Raw genomic sequence first — 16,674 nt, 5'->3', positions numbered from 1 at the left:
AGAAATAAAGTTACTGCTCGTTTTATTCGCAGCGATTCGCTTTGCGTAACATTTCAAATGCACAGTAACACATTATATGATCAAACAAAAGCATGGAGGTATTTCACTATGAAGAAACACATTGTATCCGCACTTTCCCTGGCATTATGCCTGGGACTTACCGTTGGGAGCACTGTCACTGTTTTTGCAGAGGACACCAAAACCATTGATTCTCTGAAGATTGCATTTTCCCCATATGCAGATTCCGACACCATCACCACTGCTACCGAGCCGCTGGAAGATTTACTGAAGGAAACATTGCTCACCAAGGGGTATGACGTGGAGAACGTGGACATGACAGTAGGTACAAGCTACACCGCTGTTGGCCAGGCTTTAAGTGCTGGAAGCGCAGATATCGGATTTATTTCAGGCGGAAATTACGTACTTTTCTCTGATGACTGTGACGTTCTTCTTACCGCCCTTCGCTATGGAATCAACAAAGATTCTGATGATCCGAAAGATTGGAATGATGGTACAATCGAAGAAAACACCGATGAGATGTCTACCTATTACCGTTCTATTATTCTGGCAGGTCCAAGCGAAAAGGGACAGGCTTTACTGGAAAAGGTAAATAACGGCGAAGAGCTTACCTGGGATGATCTGAACGATGCTACCTGGGCTATTATGGGACCAACTTCAGCTTCCGGTTATATTTATCCAAGCTTATGGCTGAACGAAAAATATGGAAAGGGAATCAGTGATCTGGCAAATGCGGTAGAATCTGATTCTTATACAACCTCTCTTGCACGTCTGGCTTCCGGACAGGCTGATGTGATGGTTTCTTATGGCCACATCCGTACCAAATACGCACCGGAATGGAAAGAGACCTTCGGAGGTACAGATGATATGGTAAATCAGACTGGTGTGATCGGAGTTACAGATAAGATTTACAATGATATGATTGCCTACAGCAAGACTTCTGAAGTTATGCAGGATGAAGATTTCCGCCAGGCGCTTGGAGATTCCTTTATTGAGATTGCGAATACGGACGAGGGAAAAGATATTATCAGTGTGTTCAGCCAGGTTGGATATGAATGGGGCGATGACTCCAATTACGATGGCGAGCGCGAGGCGCAGGAGCTGCTGAAGTCTATGGAATAGACTTCAACTTTTCTGAATAGTTACAAAATATTTTAAACTGCCGGGGCAGATTATTTGCCTCGGCAGTAGTTTTAAACGAGGTCAATTTTATCTATGAATTTACAGATTCAGCATATCGCAAAAAAATTTCATAATGGCACAAAAGCCCTGGCAGATGTGGATTTCTCCGTCTCACAGGGGGAATTTGTCTCGGTGATCGGGCCTTCGGGGGCGGGGAAGACAACGCTCTTTCGCATTCTCAATGGAATGATGGAGTGCACTGGCGGACAGGTGCTTCTGGATGATAAGCGCTTTGATTCTCTAAAAGGAAGGAAAAAACGTAAACTGCAAAAATCCATTGCAACTATTTATCAGGACTTCTGTTTGGTGGAGAATTCTACCTGTCTGAAGAATGTGCTGACTGCCGGACTTCCGGATATGGGATTTTTCCAGGGCGTGTTTGGACTTTATGGAAAAACACGTAAAGAAGAAGCTCTGAAACTGCTGGATCGGGTTGGACTTCTGGAAAAGGCAGAGGAACCGATTAAGAATCTGTCTGGCGGACAAAAGCAAAGGGTGGCAATTGCAAGAGCACTTATGCGGCACCCGGCGATCCTGCTGGCAGATGAACCGGTGGCGTCTCTTGATCCAGTTACCGGGAGACAGATTCTAGAGTTGCTGAAGAGTATTCATGAGACTGATGGTGTCACCATTTTAATGAACAGCCATAATCTGGAATTCTCCCAGGAGTTCTCCGACCGACTTATTGGTCTGAAAGATGGCAAGGTTGTATTTGACGGTAAGACTGCTGATCTGACTGATTCTATCACTACACAAATTTATAACAAAAATGATACTCAGATAGAGAATAAGCGAGGTGTCGCTTATGAATGATAACAAAACAAGCAAAAATTCCATTGTGGCAAAATTTGCTGTTCCAATTTCTTTTCTGATTTTGTTTTTCCTTGCAGCAAATTTCACAGACTGTGACCTTGTAACTTTCTGGAAACGAAGGAACCACCTCACCGACCTGGTCGTGGATATGATCCCGCCAGATTTTTCTTATATTCAGAAGATCCTGCTACCGCTTTTTTACACCATTCAGATGTCTGTTACCGGAACGGTACTTGGCACCTTTTTTGCCCTTGTACTCTCGCCTTTTGGCGCTGCAAACTTAGGATTTCCAGCTGTAATACGACGGATACTTAGAATTGTAATCCAGATTCTCCGTTCTTTTCCAGCCTTGATTCTGGCGCTTACTGCTACCTTTCTTTTCGGGCTTGGAACCTTTGCAGGTACTTTTGCCATTACCTTGTACACCTTTGCCATTATGACAAAACTTACCTACGAGGATGCAAGTGCCGCCGATGTAAAAGCTTACCAGGCACTTCGGGCTATGGGTGTTTCAAAGTATGTAGCTTATATCCATGGAATTCTACCAGAGATCATTCCTGGATTTCTCACCAATGCACTTTACCTGTTGGAAACCAATGTACGGCACAGCTCCATTTTAGGATATGTGGGAGCTGGCGGTATCGGACTGCTTCTCAATGAGAAGATTTCCTGGTTGGAGTATGACAAAGTGGGGACCATTCTGCTGATGCTGTTTCTAACAGTGTGTGTGATTGAATATTTCAGTCGGTATCTGGCCGCCTTGATACGAAAAGAGCGCACAATAAAAAAAGAGCAGGCCAGACTGCTGCTTCTGTTTCTGGCTGCCCTGTTTCTGATCTGCACGTTTACCCTTTCCCTGCCGGATTTTTCCAGAACCAGTCCACAGACTTTGCGAAATATGTTTGCTGGCTTTCTGCAGCCAGACTGGAGCTTCTTTTTCTCGGCTGAAAAAGATGGGCTTGGGTATCTTTTACTGGAAACAGTGTGCATTGCTTTTATTGGAACGGTAATCGGAGCCATTGTATCTGCACCGCTGGCTTTTCTAAATACCAAACGTTTCGTACCTGCTCCTGTGTCCTTTCTTTTTAACCTGGTGATCATGGTAATCCGTTCGGTGCCTTTTCTGGTGTATGGACTGATTTTCATCCGGGTATCCGGGCCAGGAGCTTTCACAGGAGTGCTGACATTGGCCGTATGCAGTATCGGACTTCTCACCAAAAGATTTACAGAAGCACTAGATGCCCTGGACCCTCGTCCCTATCATGCGCTGCTGGCCATGGGGGTCCGTCCTCTTCCCGCCATCTGCCACAGTGTCCTGCCGCAGCTGAAGCCTGTTTTCACCTCTATCATCCTCTACCGGTTTGATGTAAACATCCGTGAAGCTTCCGTTCTCGGTCTGGTAGGCGCAGGCGGAATCGGAGCGCCCCTTATTTTTTCCATGAATCAATATGCCTGGGAAAAAGCTGGTGCAATCATGCTGGGATTGATTCTGTTTGTGTGGTTTATCGATATGGTATCTGAAAAAATCGGAGCTGGCAATTGATGGCCAGCTCCGATTTTCTGTCTTCTGGATCCTGTTTAAAAAATCTTTTAAACCTCGTCGTGAAATTTCCAAAGACTTTCAAGGGATCTTTTCATTCTGTTATTTTTCTAATTTTCTATAATTCTCAGCCTTATCGTACTCCTTATGCACGCCATCATCCTCGTACAAAGTATAACTGCTGCCTTCATATCCCAGCATAGTGAGTTTGGAAGTATCAATATCCTTCACACACTCCGCAGCCTCTGCAACCGGAATACACTTACCACTACGGATAAACAGAGGCACTTCATTTAAGGCAACCTCCACATAATGAACGCCCTTTTCCAGAATCTCCTCAGAAATGCTTCCGTCTGTCAGAAATTTCACAAACTTCATTTCTTCCGGAAGGTAAACATAACGCCCTCTTGCGTTCTGCTCGTAAACCGGTGCGATCATAATCTCATTTCCAAGGATCAGCTGGTCTTCCACCCGGATTGCCATCTTATCATCCGGATAAACAAAGCCAAGTGGTTTGAAATACATATCATCGTTTAAAGCGGCCTTCATGTATTCGCTGTACAGATACGGAACAAGGCGGTATCTCGTATTTACCACATTTCGGAAATCCTCAACATTCTCAAACTGATAGCACTCTTGCTCTCTTGTTCCGATTGCGGAATGGTTACGCATAAGCGGAGTAAATACCCCAAGTGCCATATGGCGAAGCACCAGGTCTCTTGTTGCATCCGCACCAAATCCACCAAGATCTGCTCCTGTGTAAAGGAATCCGCACATATTCAGAGACGGCAGCATTTTCAGGTTCAGAAGAATGTGTGACCACCAGGATTTATTGTCTCCCATCCAGATTCCGCCGTAACGGTGCATTCCAATATAGGAGGAACGGGAAAACATCAGGAAACGCTTCTCCGGATCAATGCGGTCGAATGCTTCGCCTGCTGCTCTTGTCATATTGTAGCCAAACAGGTTATGTACCTTGTCGTGACGGATCTTTTTGCCATCCACATTATGATAAAATCTGCGGTAATCTTCTGGGTTGTTTGCGAGTCCGTTTAGCTCGCCCTGCATTTTCCAAATGTGGATCTTACCTTCTTTATCCTGGTAAAACTCTCCGGCAAGTTTCTTCGCCTCTTCCATTCCCTCTGAGGAATAGAAAATAGCAGGCTCATTCATATCGTTCCAGAAGCCTTCAATCCCCTGTCTAATAAGGAAGCTGTATTTGTCTCCAAACCACTTTCTGGCATCCTTGTTCAGAAAATCCGGGAAATGAGTATCCCCCGGCCATACGGCTGCCACAAAATCACTTCCGTCCTCCCGCTGGCAGAAGTATCTTTTTTCCACACCTTCCTCGTAAACCTCATAGCCGCTTTCCACTTTTACACCAGCATCAATAATAGGGATCAGGCGTAGCTCCTGGTCTTTCATCTCTTTTACAAAATCCGGGAAATCAGGGAAATTCTCCGGATTCAACGTAAAGTCCTTGTAGGAATCCATATAATCAATATCCATGTAGATCATGTCCAGGGGAATGTGATTCTCACGGTATCCTGCTGCCACCTTGCGAAAATCCTCCTTGGTGGTATATCCCCATCTGCTCTGTCCGAAACCAAATGCAAATTTCGGGGGAATATAGCTGCGTCCGATCACATGGCGAAACTGCTTTACAATATCATAGGCAGATTCACCTTCAATCACATACACATTCAGATCTGCATCTGCGCATGTCACTTTCAGGGTGTCCATTCTGGTATATCCAATATCAAAGGTCAGTTCAGAAGGGTAGTCGAAAAACAGTCCAAATGTTGTCTTTCCGCTTACAATGATAAAGTTGTGGGCACCATACAAAGAACGCTTGTCTTCCGTATGGTTTGGATCATCGGTACAATTGCTGATATAGCAGTATCCTCTTTTATTGATGCCGCGGTTGGCTTCCCCAAGTCCATAAACAATATCATCCTCATCCATCACATATGTAAAATCAAAGCCCTTTTCCAGGCTGATTTTTCCATAAGGAAAAGCGCCATTCGCTGTTTCAATCTTCTCTGTTACTGCCTCCGTATCAAAAGGAGCTCCGTATCTGTATTTTCTGATCATAACAATCTTCCTCGTCTTTCAAAAAAGAGGCAAAAAATTTTGCCCCTTTAAGTCTGGTTATGCTGCTGTCCGTTTCTCGTCCAGTAACCTGTTTATTTATATAACACAAATGCCTCATAAGGTTTCAGCACGATTTTACCCTTAAATACTTTTCGGTCAAGGTTTGTAATCAGGCACTGGGAACCTTCAAATTCTGCAGGAACTTCAAATTCTGCAGACTGCTCACTGAAATTGCAGACTGTAAGAAGTCTTTCCTCATCCAGCTTTCTTGTATATGCGAAAATCTGATCATCCTCACGGCAAAGAGGTTCAAACTCACCGTACACAATAATATCTTTCTCCTTGCGAAGAGCGATCAGTTTCTGATAATAATGGAAAATGGAATCCAGATCATCCAACTGACTGGCTGCATTGATTTCTTTACAGTTTGGATTTATTTTAATCCACGGCTCCCCATCTGTAAAACCTGCTTTTTCTGAACCGTCCCACTGCATAGGTGTTCTTGCATTATCACGGCTTCTGAGCATCAGACATTTCATCATGTAATCCGGCTCCATCAGCCCTGCATCTGTCAGCTCTGTATAATACTGAATGCTCTCAATATCCTTATAATCTTCCAGCTTATGGAAATATGCGTTTGTCATGCCAAGCTCTTCTCCCTGGTATACATAAGGGGTTCCCTGCATCATATGAAGACAGGTTGCCAGCATTTTTGCAGAAGTCTCTCGGTATGCCGGATTGTCATTTCCAAATCTGGAAACGCTTCTTGGCTGATCATGATTTCCCAGGAAAAGACTGTTCCATGCTTTTCCCTGAAGTTCCTCCTGCCATTTGATCATCGTCTTTTTGAAAGCCTTAAAGTCATATCTGTCAGTGGTCCATTTGCCAAACTCCGCATGCGGGGAAGCATCTTCTACATGTTCAAACTGGAACACCATATTCAGCTCGCCACTGTCTTCCCCGGCATATTTCTGTGCCTCTTCAATGGTAACACCAGAAGTTTCCCCAACTGTCATGATATCATATTTAGACAATACCTCACGGTTCATTTCCTGTAAAAATTCATGGACCCGCGGACCGTGAACGCTGTATGGACCGAAATCTCCATACAGGCCGCTTTTCACTTCTCCATCCGGGAAAGCCTGATCCTTTGAAATCATACTGATCACATCCATACGGAAGCCGTCGATTCCCTTGTCACACCAGAATTTCATCATATCGTAAACTTCCTGGCGCACTTTCTCATTTTCCCAGTTCAGATCCGGCTGTTTTTTGGAAAACAGGTGCAGGTAATACATCTGTGTCTCATTGTCGTATTCCCATGCAGAACCGCCGAATGCACCGCCCCAGTTATTTGGCTCTTTTCCGTTTACCGGATTTTTCCAGATGTAATAGTCACGGTACGGATTATCCTTGGACTTTTTGCTCTCCAGGAACCACTGATGTTCGTCTGAAGTATGATTTACAACCAGGTCCATCAGCACCTTGATTCCACGCTCATGCGCCTGAAAAAGTAACTCCTCGTAATCCTGCATGGTTCCGTAATCTTTGTAAATTCTGCGATAATCTGAAATATCATAGCCATTGTCATCCTGTGGGGACTCCAGCATAGGTGAGATCCACAGAACATTTACCCCAAGTTCCTTCAGATAATCAAGTTTCTCTATAATTCCTCTGATATCACCAATTCCATCCCCATTGCTGTCATTGAAGCTTTTTGGATAGATTTGGTATACAATACTTTCTTTCCACCAGTTCTTCTTCATTTCCTGGCTGTCCTCCTGATATTCTATATTTATTTTCCCACAGAATATTCTTGCCCGGTACATGACCGCAGTGAAATATTCCCATGGCGCGTATTTGTTTTCTCTATTTTACTGCACCGGCTACTACACCATTCATGATCCATTTCTGACAGAAAATATACACAATCAGCACTGGAAGCAGAACAAGCAGATAAGAAGCAAATGCCAGATTATAATCAACAGAAAACTGTTTTTTAAATACATACTGGGCAAGCTGCAGTGTCTGTTGGCTTTCATCACTTAACAGTACCAATGGCATGGTAAAGTCATTCCAGGTCCACATGAAGGAAAGGATCGCTACTGTAGCTGTGGTAGGCTTCAGAACCGGGAAAATAATCCTGGAAAAAATCTGAATCGGATTTGCCCCGTCAATCATGGCTGCTTCGTCAAGTGCCTCCGGGATTGCCTTTACTGCCCCTGTATAAAGGAACGTATTCATAGGAAGACCGAAAATAATGTACAGGAATGTAATTCCGAAAATATTATCCAGGTGAAAAGCATTTGCCTGCACAACCAGCGGAAGCATGATTACCTGGAACGGTATAAACATGGCACTGATAAAGTAATAATACATGAGGGAAAAGAATTTGCTCTTTTTACGGTTTCTTGTGATGGCATAAGCGGCAAAAGAGTTTGTGATCAGTGTAAAAATCAGATTCACCACTGTGATAAATGCTGTATTAAGAAACTTTCTTGGAAAATTTGTCATTACCCAGGCATCTGCAAAGTTCTGAAGTCTGATTTTTCTTGGCAGTGCCAGAATGTTGTTCATATCTGTTGGATCCTTGATGGCAATCATCAGTGCCATATAAAGAGGCAGCAGGATGACAAGTACGATTCCAATGATCAGAAGGATCGTAACAGGCCAGTTGTAACGCTCTTTTACTTTCACTGTATTCTGTTTCATCCTAATTTTTCCTCCCTCTTCTCAAGTACACGCAGCTGGAATACGGAAATCAGTACTACTACCACAAAAAGCATAACCGCATTGGCTGACTGATAAGCGAACTGTCCGCCTCCGAAGCCCTTTTTGTAGATCAATACTGCAATAGATGTTGTGCTGGTTCCAGGACCGCCATCTGTCATAGCCATGATCTGATCGTAAACCATCAGATAACTCTTTGCGGAAAGTACCATATTGATGGTAAAAGATGGTGCCAGCAGAGGGAACGTGATTTTGCTGAATCTTTTTAAGCCGGTCGCTCCATCCAGGTCAGCAGCCTCATATACATCTGTGTCAATGGACTGAAGTCCTGCAATGTAGATCAAGGTGTTAAAAGCGCATCCGATCCATAAGGATACCGCAACAATTCCCCAGATAGCATAATTGGTTCCAAGAATATTTACACTTAAAGCTTTGATTCCAAGGCCTTTTCCCAGCTGTGGAATCAGGTTCGCAAAAATATAGTTGAAAATAAATCCTACGATCAGACTTCCCAGCATATATGGAAGGAAATAAAAAGCTTTGATTGTGTTTTTAAACTTGATCTTTGCATTTAATGCACAGGCCAGGATCAGACTGATCACGTTTACCAGAATAGTAGTGATCACCGCAAATTTGAATGTAAACAAATATGCATTTCCTGTATCCACATCAGAAAACATATGGATATAATTTCGAAGTCCTACAAAATTCCACTCTCCATATCCTCTCCAGTCTGTAAAACTGTACATAACACCTTTTAAGAATGGAATGGTGTGGAAAGTGAAAAACAGAACTGCAAGAATTCCTACATAAATGTAGTAAACCCGGTTAACAGCAGGTTTTTTCCGTGGGGCTTTATTCTTCATGGAATCCTCCCTTATTTTCTTACAAGGCTGCTGTTCACTTAGTGGCCAGCAGCCTTACAATTCATACGGATCAAAAGGTGACAGTTCACGTTCTTCACCTTTCGCCTGTATTTTCCATCAGTCACATAGATCAGTCTACATTTGCAATGTCATATTTCTCATCGCACTGTGCAAGGAACTGATTTATGTTCTCCTCGTTGTCCATTCCGTTTGTGTAGTTCAGGCACATTTCGGTCAGAAGTGCGGACATATCAAATCCGGATGGATAGTAATGATCTGGGAAGTTTGCAACCTTTCCAGCTGCAATATCTTCTTTCACACCTGCCACTGTCTCATTCTCCTGCTCTACACCTTTTACAGCTGAGAAAGCAAACTGATCATCAATGTACATTTTTGCATTTTCCGGCTCAAGCATAAAGGATACAAATTCTTTTGCCACTTCTTCATTTGCACTGTCTTTGCATACACCAAGAAGTACATCTACACCAGAGGTTACATAGTTCTGGGATTTCTCATTGGAAGCCGGGAGTGCAAACATATCCACATTGATATCTGCATTTGCATTTTTGTACTGGTTGATTGCCCAGTTTCCATTGATGATCATGGCTGCTTCGCCATTTGCAAAAGCTTTATTTCCATCATCATAGGTAAGTCCCATAAAATCATCCTGAGCATAGTCAAGAAGCTTCATATATTTTTCTGCAATTTCCTCGTGTGTTCCAACGAATGTGGTCTTGCCGGCTTTACGGTCATCATTGAAGCTCTCCGGAGCAAGGTCAGATGCAATACTGTTCCATGGGCAGTTACTTGTCCAGGCATCTTTGTATGTCATAAGAAGTGGCTGTTCACCTGCATCCTGAAGTTTCTCGAGCACATCAATGAATTCATCCCATGTTTTTGGAATCTCAATGCCATGTTCTTTGAATTTGTCAACGTTATAAATGACACCGGAAGCGTTTGTTGCATAAGGAACGCCATATACCTTCTCTTCTTTGTCCTTGTTTACATCATATACCATCTGAAGGTAGGATTCCTGAATGTTGGAAACGTAATCTTCGCTGCTTAAGTCTACCAGCATTCCGGCACTTTCCACCTCTGTATAGTTGTTGTCACCGCCCATTGCTACGATATCAGGCATATCATTCTTTGCCATTCTGGTCTTTAATACAGTTCCTGCATCTGCCGGAGCTGTGATCTTGATTGTCACGTCCTCATGTGTCTCATTAAATTTGTCTACCAGCTTCTGAAGAATATCCTTGTTCTCTGCCTTGCTGGAAAAAAGCTCCAGTTCTGTTCCTTTTGCAGAAGAATCTCCCTCAGAGGAACTGCCGCAGCCGGTAACTGTACCAACCAGCAATGTACCTGCCATTAATGTGCAAATAAGTTTCTTGTTCATCTTTCTTTCCTCCATTATTTTACTCAATGAAGGCTGCGCAGCACTTGTTTATTGAAAGCTTTCCTGGACACGTCTGTCCTGCTTTCCTTTCGGTGGCTTCATAATATCGTAACTTTCCAGCAAAATCAACAGGTTTCTCGAGAAACTTAAATTGTAGACAAACTTTTATTTTGTATTTTGTGCATATTGTATATTTTTTTATCATGCAGATTCATGAGTTCTTAGATTGTCCCCCCTGTCTTATAATTTCCCCGGATAGCAGAGATTTCATGCAAATTGTTTTCTTTATGTAACAGGGAATCCAAACGTAATCTTCTGTTACGAAAAAAACAGTCAGGCTCCAGAGCGTGTTTGAAAAAGGCTTTCTGCAAGATGTGCGTCACAATTTGTGGGAGATTTCGCCCGGATGAGGGCGCCGTAGCGGGCTACGGCAACCGAATTCGGGTGAAATCTCCCGCAAAGTGGGGCGTGCAGATTGCAGGAATGATTTTTCAAACAGGCTCTATAGCCTGACTGTCTTCTCTTCAAATTCTTTTGAACGATCTGTTCATATTTTCACAGAATCTCTTTTTACAAGGTACACCGGACTTTTTATATTAAACTCTTTTAACTGCTCCCCGGCAACCATCCGAAGCAGGCGGCTGAACGCCAAATGTGCCTTCTGACCTACATCCTGATGAACTGTTGTAAGTCTTGGACGGACCATTCTGGCATAGATACTGTCGTCGAAGCCGGTAACAGATACCTGTTCCGGAACCTTAATTCCATGATCTGACAAAAAGTTCATGGCCTCAATTGCTGCATAATCTGAGGAAAATGCCACTGCTTTTACCTGCAGAAAACGCGGAAGAAGTTCTTTATATTTCTGAATACGGCGGTTTCTTTCCCCCGGGATCACGATCAGACGAGTGCGGCTACAGAACTTTCCTTCTTTTTCCATAGCCTGCTTAAAGCCCATCCAACGGCTGTAATCACTGTCAATATCTGTTTCTGCAAGAAACAAAGCTTTGTCAAAACCGCAGGAACAGAGGTAACTTCCAATCTGATAGCCGCCTGAATAATCATCCACTCCCACATTCTGGAAAAAATATTCTCCTGCGGGATAGGCATCTATGAGAACCATTTTCTTATTCAGCTTTCTGGACAATTTCCGATATTTTTCATCATTATATCCCAGAATGATCAGTCCTTCTACATTCCATCTGGAAGCAATATCCACCACGTTCTGGATGTTCTCCCCTCCGATCAGCATGACATAGTATCCTTTCATTTCAGCTTCCATCTGAATGGTTCCTACCAGTTCTCCTACAAAGGAGTCCTGCAGGGAGTACATTCCATGAGCCTGGGCAAAACCAAGTACCACGCCTATGATCCTGGAACCATGTCCGGACAGCATAACGGAACCCATATGCGGAACATAATTCTGTTCTTTCAGGATTGCCGTTATTTTATCAATGGTTTCCTGGGAAACTCTTTTCGTATTACCATTTATTACATTGGATACGGTAGTCCTGCTCACTCCCGCCATATCCGCAATATCCTGAAGCCGGATCATCTGATTTTCCTGCTCATATCATGCCATTCTTCCCCGCCCCAAGCGGAACCGGAAATTCCGTTGTCGGTGTAGTCCATTTTTTTGTACATCTCTACTTTGTTATCCAGACAGGTCAGGTACAGGCATTCGCGTCCTCTTTTTTGTTCTCTTTTCACATATTGTGTCATGATTTCACGTGCAAGCCCCTGGTGGCGATACTCTGGAAGAACGTCAAGACCAAGGAGCATAACGTTCTTTCCTTCCGGATTGTGAAGAGTACTATCCGTAAAAAATTCATCACGAAAAACTGCTTCGTCTGTTGCCACCCCATTGAGAAAGCCGGCAACTTTACCTGTTTCTTTATCCACTGCAACCATAAATGTCTCTGGTGCATTTGCCACTCGTTCTCTCATACTCTTGGCAGAGCAGGCCTCATTTGGCGGAAAACAGATCTGCTCGATCTGAATCACCTGATCTAACTCCTCTGGAAGAATGTCTCTAAATTCGTATTTGGTTGTCATTTTTTCCTCATCCTTTTATATTTCATGCGCTCTCTCCACTTTAATAGTGAAAAGACCGTAAACTCCTTTTTATTATACCTCTGCGTCTTTTTTCCGTCAATGTAATAACGGCAAACGGCATACCTTGAAATATCCCTTGAAGTGTCCCGGAGGACTTCATTACCGTACTTATCGATCATCCGTACCAGAAAATCAATGCACCGCTCAAATTCAATATTCTGTTGCATAAGCTCCTCCCGTCATTGTTTTGATCTGAGCTTATTTTACAGAACCTGCTGGAAAACCACATTGAATAGAAATTGATTGTAAATTGACACAATCACTTTAAAAATATCCGCATTTTCTCAAATCGAATATACGTTCGTGTTATGATAGATATACTCAATCTTAACTACGAAAGGGGAATTTCTATTGAATCAATGCGATTTTTCTTCTATTAGCACTTGTTTAAAAAACCATATCAGCGAAAGTAATCAAATGAGTCAGCCTGATTTTTTATACGAATTATTTGAAGATTTTATGGATGATCCGGCAAATCAGGATTTTTCAATGGACAACGGTCTGGTTTGCCGCTGGATGACTGGTCAGACTAAAATCAGTCCTAAAATATCCGCTTACTATTCCAAGCCATCCAACCAGAGAAAATTAGCCCATATGTTTAATGCATGGAATGGAAGTAGATTGTTACAAAAAGCTATTTCAAACAATAGGAAATATCTTAGATCTGATTGAAAAAGATGTGCGATACCCAAAGTGGCTTGCAACGGTTAGAAGATTTGCCGGAGCACCGCCGGGATTCTGTTCGAACAATTTTCTCCCATCCTGACTGTGTCCTGCTTCCGTAAAATCAATCAGCAATTCTCCCAATGCCACGATATCAACTTTTTCTTCCATTTTTCAGTTCTTCCACAATCTCGTTATAACGTTTTTTATTTAACCGGTAGAAAAATAATACAACCGCAGTCACAATCCACAGTGCACCTGGAATCGTCGTAAATGCATGTTTCATAATTGAAAGTACAATTGCATTTTGTGTCTGATTTGCAATATAACCATATTTTCCAAGTAATCCTGCTAAAAGTGCTGTTCCAACTGCCATTCCGACTTTATTTCCAAGTGAAATAAATGCATACTGAAAACCATCATTTCTAAGTCCGGTTTTCCACTCCCCATATTCCACACAGTCTGGAATAATTGCATAGATTGCGGTATTAAATCCAGAGAAAAAAAACTGTGTGAGACCAGATAATGCATAAAAAATAGCCGGTGATTCTTTGGCATTGAAGAAAAACATAGTCAACATGAAAATTCCTGTAAATAAAGCAAAGAGAGATGCTGTTCTTCCTTTGTTATTTAACTTGCGGAATAATGGTTGAAAACAGGCTGCCCCGATGATAGAAGGAATAATGATGCACATCGAATAAGTTGTGTAGTAGGAGGCATTCCCTTCCACATATGTAAAGTAATACAGAATATCTGCGTTTCTACCATACAGTGTAAATCCAAATAATATCTGTCCTGCCAATGCAAGAAGATATGGTCTGTTCTGCATGACTGCTTTCAATTGTATCTTTACAGAAATTTTTTCTTTTTCCGGAGTAAGCACTGCCTCTTTCGTCTTCGCAAAGCAGAAGAAATGACAGGCTGTAAAAATACATCCATATATGACCGCAACCGTCAGATATCCTGTCTTTGCACTATGACTGCCGAATTTGCTGAGCAGTGGAACTGTGATAATATTTATCACACCAATTGCAATCATCGCTGCAACCGAACGGGATGTATTTATTTTTGCACGTTCATCAATATCCTGTGTCATAGCACCACACAAGGTTCCATATGGAATATTCACACAGGTATACCCCAAAACCAGCAGACAATATGTAATTACCATATAAATGATCTTTCCATTCTGCGGCCAGTCGGGTCTTGCCCAGAATGTCATAACAAGAAGAATCGCTGTGATTGGTGCCGCTACTAACAGCCATGGACGGTACCGTCCCCATCTCGATTTTGTTTTATCTGTAAGTCCCCCGACGATTGGATCATTGATTGCATCCCAGAATCTTGAAAAAAGCATAAGTGCTGACACAGCCGCCATACTGATTCCGAACACGTCTGTATAAAATATCATCAGAAAATTACTGACGAACATCCAGCTGAAATTACATCCAACATCACCAAACCCATATGCAATCTTACTGATCAGCGGTACTTTTCCATTTTTGTTTTCGCTTCCCATATGTCTCTCCTATTTTTATCAGAGTTTCTGACAGAACTCTATTCTTTCCTCATTTGGGCCCTTAATCATAAAATACTTCACACCATTTTCCCAAAATGGTAGTTCTTCGATTCCGTCTGTAATAATTGTGTATTTTTCATTGCAGATTTTCTGATACATACTTTCAATGTCTTCCACATCAAGTGCAACATGTTGGTATGCACCGTCTGACATTGCCGCCTGCCCATTTTCAAAAGTCTCTATACAGTAATTTTTTATCTGTAAAAATGCCACTTTTTCCCCTGCTTTTTCATTATAAGACTGCATAATCACTTCAAATCCAAGACTCTTATAAAACTCAACTGTTTTCTGTAAATCGTTTGTCGGAAGCCCGACATGGGCAACTCCGACAATTCCATATTTATTTTCCATACGAACTCCTTACTTTTCACTGACGTTGATAATTACTTTCATCGTTGTCTCGCGGTTATCATCAATATACTGGTATGCTTTCAGATAATCTTTAAAAGCAAATGTCTTTGAGATGAGCGGTTTCAAATGAACTTTGCCCTCATTTACCAATCTGATTCCATCTATATAATCATCATGGCGGTACATCATCGTGCTCTTAATGTCAAGTTCGTGGTCATTTGCCACTGCAAGATCTACTTCTGCCATTCCTGCAAAAACAGCCACCAGTACAATCGTGCTTCCTTTTCTTGCATATTTAATTGCCTGTCCCATTGTGATATTGTTTCCGGCACAGTCGTAGATCACATCCGCCTTGTCCGGTCCAAATGCTTCGAGCATTGCCGCACTGAAGTCTTTATTTTTGGTATTCACACACACATCAATTCCACATTCTTTTGCCTTTGCCAGTCTAAGATCACTGATATCTGTGATCATCACTTTCGCTGCCCCCATTCCTTTTGCTGCCTGTGCCACGAGATTTCCAATCGGTCCTGCTCCAAGAACTGCAATATTCATGCCAGCCACATCACCTATCTGTTTTACACCATGAACTGCCACAGCAAGAGGTTCAATCATAGCGCCTTCTTCATAGGACATATCTTCTGGAATAGGTGTTACTTTAGATGCATCCACTGCAAAATACTCAGATGCTGTTCCTGTCGTCTGAAATCCCATTACTTTTAATTCCTCACAGAGATTATACTTTCCATGACGACATGGATAGCAATGTCCACAATATACCTGAGGCTCTATCGTCACCTTCTGTCCCACATGAAACTCTGTGACATTTTTTCCAAATTCTGTAATCTCACCGGAAACCTCATGTCCTTGTGTTACCGGATATTTTGTAAACGGATGTTTTCCATGATAAACATGAATATCTGATCCACAAACACCAATATTCATAATCTTTACCAAAACCTGATTTTCCTTTACCTCCGGAACCGGAACCTCTCTGAAAATAATTTCTCCTGGATTTGTCATTACCTGTTGTAACATAATTGTTTCCTCCTTTTTCATGTCGTTTTATTTTATGTTTTATAAAATGTTTTATTAAAGCAATTACATTATTACAATGTAAACACAATTTGTCAATATGTTTTTTCATATTTTTATACATTTCATAATTTTAAAATACATTTTTTGTATATTTTTCACAATTAAATCGAGTAGGAGGCGGTGACTAACCGCCGTCCTCTCACACCACCGTGCGTCAGACTGTCTAACAATTCAAAAATTCAGTCTGATGTAGACGGTATTTTTATCTTCGATTTTTTTAATACCATTT

Annotated in this window: 14 protein-coding genes and 3 pseudogenes; 5 read left to right on the top strand and 12 right to left on the bottom strand. The window is 42.1% G+C overall.

All coding sequences use genetic code 11. The features are described 5' to 3' along the window. The first annotated feature begins 108 nt into the window (after window positions 1-108). The 3 genes from I4V84_RS15165 (at window position 109) to phnE (ending at window position 3,556) form a co-directional block, all read left to right on the top strand. Window positions 109-1,140 (top strand): PhnD/SsuA/transferrin family substrate-binding protein, encoded by a 1,032-nt coding sequence (locus I4V84_RS15165; RefSeq protein ID WP_195992797.1) that lies wholly within the window; start codon window positions 109-111, stop codon window positions 1,138-1,140. A 93-nt stretch (window positions 1,141-1,233) separates the two neighbouring features. Continuing rightward, on the top strand, window positions 1,234-2,013 hold the full coding sequence (gene phnC / locus I4V84_RS15160) for a phosphonate ABC transporter ATP-binding protein (protein ID WP_195992795.1): 780 nt from the start codon (window positions 1,234-1,236) through the stop codon (window positions 2,011-2,013). Continuing rightward, entirely contained in the window at window positions 2,006-3,556 is a 1,551-nt protein-coding gene (gene phnE, locus I4V84_RS15155) for a phosphonate ABC transporter, permease protein PhnE (protein ID WP_148461653.1), read from the top strand. The genes phnC and phnE overlap by 8 nt, the downstream gene beginning before the upstream one ends. Before the next feature lie 99 nt (window positions 3,557-3,655). Here the strand turns inward: phnE and I4V84_RS15150 are convergent, their stop codons facing one another. The 6 genes and pseudogenes from I4V84_RS15150 to I4V84_RS20840 all read right to left on the bottom strand — a co-directional run. Further along, on the bottom strand, window positions 3,656-5,647 hold the full coding sequence (locus tag I4V84_RS15150; RefSeq protein ID WP_148461654.1) for a TIM-barrel domain-containing protein: 1,992 nt from the start codon (window positions 5,645-5,647) through the stop codon (window positions 3,656-3,658). Window positions 5,648-5,739: 92 nt separating this feature from the next. Then, on the bottom strand, window positions 5,740-7,413 hold the full coding sequence (locus I4V84_RS15145) for an alpha-glucosidase (protein WP_195379431.1): 1,674 nt from the start codon (window positions 7,411-7,413) through the stop codon (window positions 5,740-5,742). 103 nt (window positions 7,414-7,516) lie between these two features. Beyond that, complete coding sequence (locus I4V84_RS15140) at window positions 7,517-8,359, bottom strand: carbohydrate ABC transporter permease (protein WP_173769318.1); 843 nt, start codon at window positions 8,357-8,359, stop codon at window positions 7,517-7,519. Beyond that, on the bottom strand, window positions 8,356-9,243 hold the full coding sequence (locus tag I4V84_RS15135; RefSeq protein WP_195992794.1) for a sugar ABC transporter permease: 888 nt from the start codon (window positions 9,241-9,243) through the stop codon (window positions 8,356-8,358). Before I4V84_RS15135 ends, I4V84_RS15140 begins: the two co-directional genes overlap by 4 nt. Window positions 9,244-9,373: 130 nt before the next feature. Next, on the bottom strand, window positions 9,374-10,639 hold the full coding sequence (locus tag I4V84_RS15130; protein WP_195992793.1) for an extracellular solute-binding protein: 1,266 nt from the start codon (window positions 10,637-10,639) through the stop codon (window positions 9,374-9,376). Window positions 10,640-10,972: 333 nt separating this feature from the next. Beyond that, a pseudogene (locus tag I4V84_RS20840) lies at window positions 10,973-11,074 on the bottom strand (DUF6783 domain-containing protein); the annotation flags it as partial. On the opposite strand from I4V84_RS20840, the pseudogene I4V84_RS20835 reads away from it, so the two are divergent. Beyond that, window positions 11,051-11,152: pseudogene (locus I4V84_RS20835) on the top strand (DUF6783 domain-containing protein); the annotation flags it as partial. The pseudogenes I4V84_RS20840 and I4V84_RS20835 sit on opposite strands and share 24 nt — an antisense overlap. Window positions 11,153-11,186: 34 nt before the next feature. On the opposite strand, the gene I4V84_RS15125 reads toward I4V84_RS20835, so the two are convergent. After that, window positions 11,187-12,194 carry a LacI family DNA-binding transcriptional regulator gene (locus tag I4V84_RS15125; protein WP_118581269.1) on the bottom strand — a complete coding sequence of 336 codons (1,008 nt, stop codon included), beginning with the start codon at window positions 12,192-12,194 and terminating at the stop codon, window positions 11,187-11,189. Beyond that, on the bottom strand, window positions 12,191-12,694 hold the full coding sequence (locus I4V84_RS15120; RefSeq protein WP_173735081.1) for a GNAT family N-acetyltransferase: 504 nt from the start codon (window positions 12,692-12,694) through the stop codon (window positions 12,191-12,193). The genes I4V84_RS15125 and I4V84_RS15120 overlap by 4 nt, the downstream gene beginning before the upstream one ends. 411 nt (window positions 12,695-13,105) lie before the next feature. On the opposite strand from I4V84_RS15120, the gene I4V84_RS15115 reads away from it, so the two are divergent. Continuing rightward, complete coding sequence (locus I4V84_RS15115; protein WP_173735065.1) at window positions 13,106-13,426, top strand: hypothetical protein; 321 nt, start codon at window positions 13,106-13,108, stop codon at window positions 13,424-13,426. On the opposite strand, the pseudogene I4V84_RS15110 reads toward I4V84_RS15115, so the two are convergent. The 4 genes and pseudogenes from I4V84_RS15110 to I4V84_RS15095 all read right to left on the bottom strand — a co-directional run. Continuing rightward, window positions 13,427-13,588: pseudogene (locus tag I4V84_RS15110) on the bottom strand (carbohydrate kinase); the annotation flags it as partial. It lies immediately after the preceding gene. Further along, window positions 13,572-14,936: an MFS transporter gene (locus tag I4V84_RS15105; RefSeq protein ID WP_173735082.1), complete on the bottom strand. Its 1,365-nt coding sequence runs from the start codon at window positions 14,934-14,936 to the stop codon at window positions 13,572-13,574. The pseudogene I4V84_RS15110 and the gene I4V84_RS15105, both read right to left, overlap by 17 nt. An 18-nt stretch (window positions 14,937-14,954) precedes the next feature. Beyond that, window positions 14,955-15,347, bottom strand: coding sequence for a VOC family protein (locus tag I4V84_RS15100; protein WP_117760520.1), 393 nt, complete (start codon window positions 15,345-15,347; stop codon window positions 14,955-14,957). Between the two features lie 9 nt (window positions 15,348-15,356). Then, on the bottom strand, window positions 15,357-16,385 hold the full coding sequence (locus I4V84_RS15095) for an alcohol dehydrogenase catalytic domain-containing protein (protein WP_118581284.1): 1,029 nt from the start codon (window positions 16,383-16,385) through the stop codon (window positions 15,357-15,359). Between the last annotated feature and the right edge of the window lie 289 nt (window positions 16,386-16,674).

Origin of the sequence: Ruminococcus sp. 1001713B170207_170306_F1 (assembly GCF_015668065.1) — a bacterium.
Lineage (GTDB): Bacteria > Bacillota > Clostridia > Lachnospirales > Lachnospiraceae > Blautia_A > Blautia_A faecis.
Note: the sequence above shows the minus strand (reverse complement) of the source record. Positions and strands in the feature narration are given on the sequence as shown.

Bases quoted from the DNA above. Each gene is read 5' to 3' on its own strand.
- I4V84_RS15165 (WP_195992797.1), top strand. From the start codon at position 109: ATGAAGAAACACATTGTATCCGCACTTTCCCTGGCATTATGCCTGGGA.
- phnC (WP_195992795.1), top strand. From the start codon at position 1,234: ATGAATTTACAGATTCAGCATATCGCAAAAAAATTTCATAATGGCACA.
- phnE (WP_148461653.1), top strand. From the start codon at position 2,006: ATGAATGATAACAAAACAAGCAAAAATTCCATTGTGGCAAAATTTGCT.
- I4V84_RS15150 (WP_148461654.1), bottom strand. From the start codon at position 5,647: ATGATCAGAAAATACAGATACGGAGCTCCTTTTGATACGGAGGCAGTA.
- I4V84_RS15145 (WP_195379431.1), bottom strand. From the start codon at position 7,413: ATGAAGAAGAACTGGTGGAAAGAAAGTATTGTATACCAAATCTATCCA.
- I4V84_RS15140 (WP_173769318.1), bottom strand. From the start codon at position 8,359: ATGAAACAGAATACAGTGAAAGTAAAAGAGCGTTACAACTGGCCTGTT.
- I4V84_RS15135 (WP_195992794.1), bottom strand. From the start codon at position 9,243: ATGAAGAATAAAGCCCCACGGAAAAAACCTGCTGTTAACCGGGTTTAC.
- I4V84_RS15130 (WP_195992793.1), bottom strand. From the start codon at position 10,639: ATGAACAAGAAACTTATTTGCACATTAATGGCAGGTACATTGCTGGTT.
- I4V84_RS15125 (WP_118581269.1), bottom strand. From the start codon at position 12,194: ATGATCCGGCTTCAGGATATTGCGGATATGGCGGGAGTGAGCAGGACT.
- I4V84_RS15120 (WP_173735081.1), bottom strand. From the start codon at position 12,694: ATGACAACCAAATACGAATTTAGAGACATTCTTCCAGAGGAGTTAGAT.
- I4V84_RS15105 (WP_173735082.1), bottom strand. From the start codon at position 14,936: ATGGGAAGCGAAAACAAAAATGGAAAAGTACCGCTGATCAGTAAGATT.
- I4V84_RS15100 (WP_117760520.1), bottom strand. From the start codon at position 15,347: ATGGAAAATAAATATGGAATTGTCGGAGTTGCCCATGTCGGGCTTCCG.
- I4V84_RS15095 (WP_118581284.1), bottom strand. From the start codon at position 16,385: ATGTTACAACAGGTAATGACAAATCCAGGAGAAATTATTTTCAGAGAG.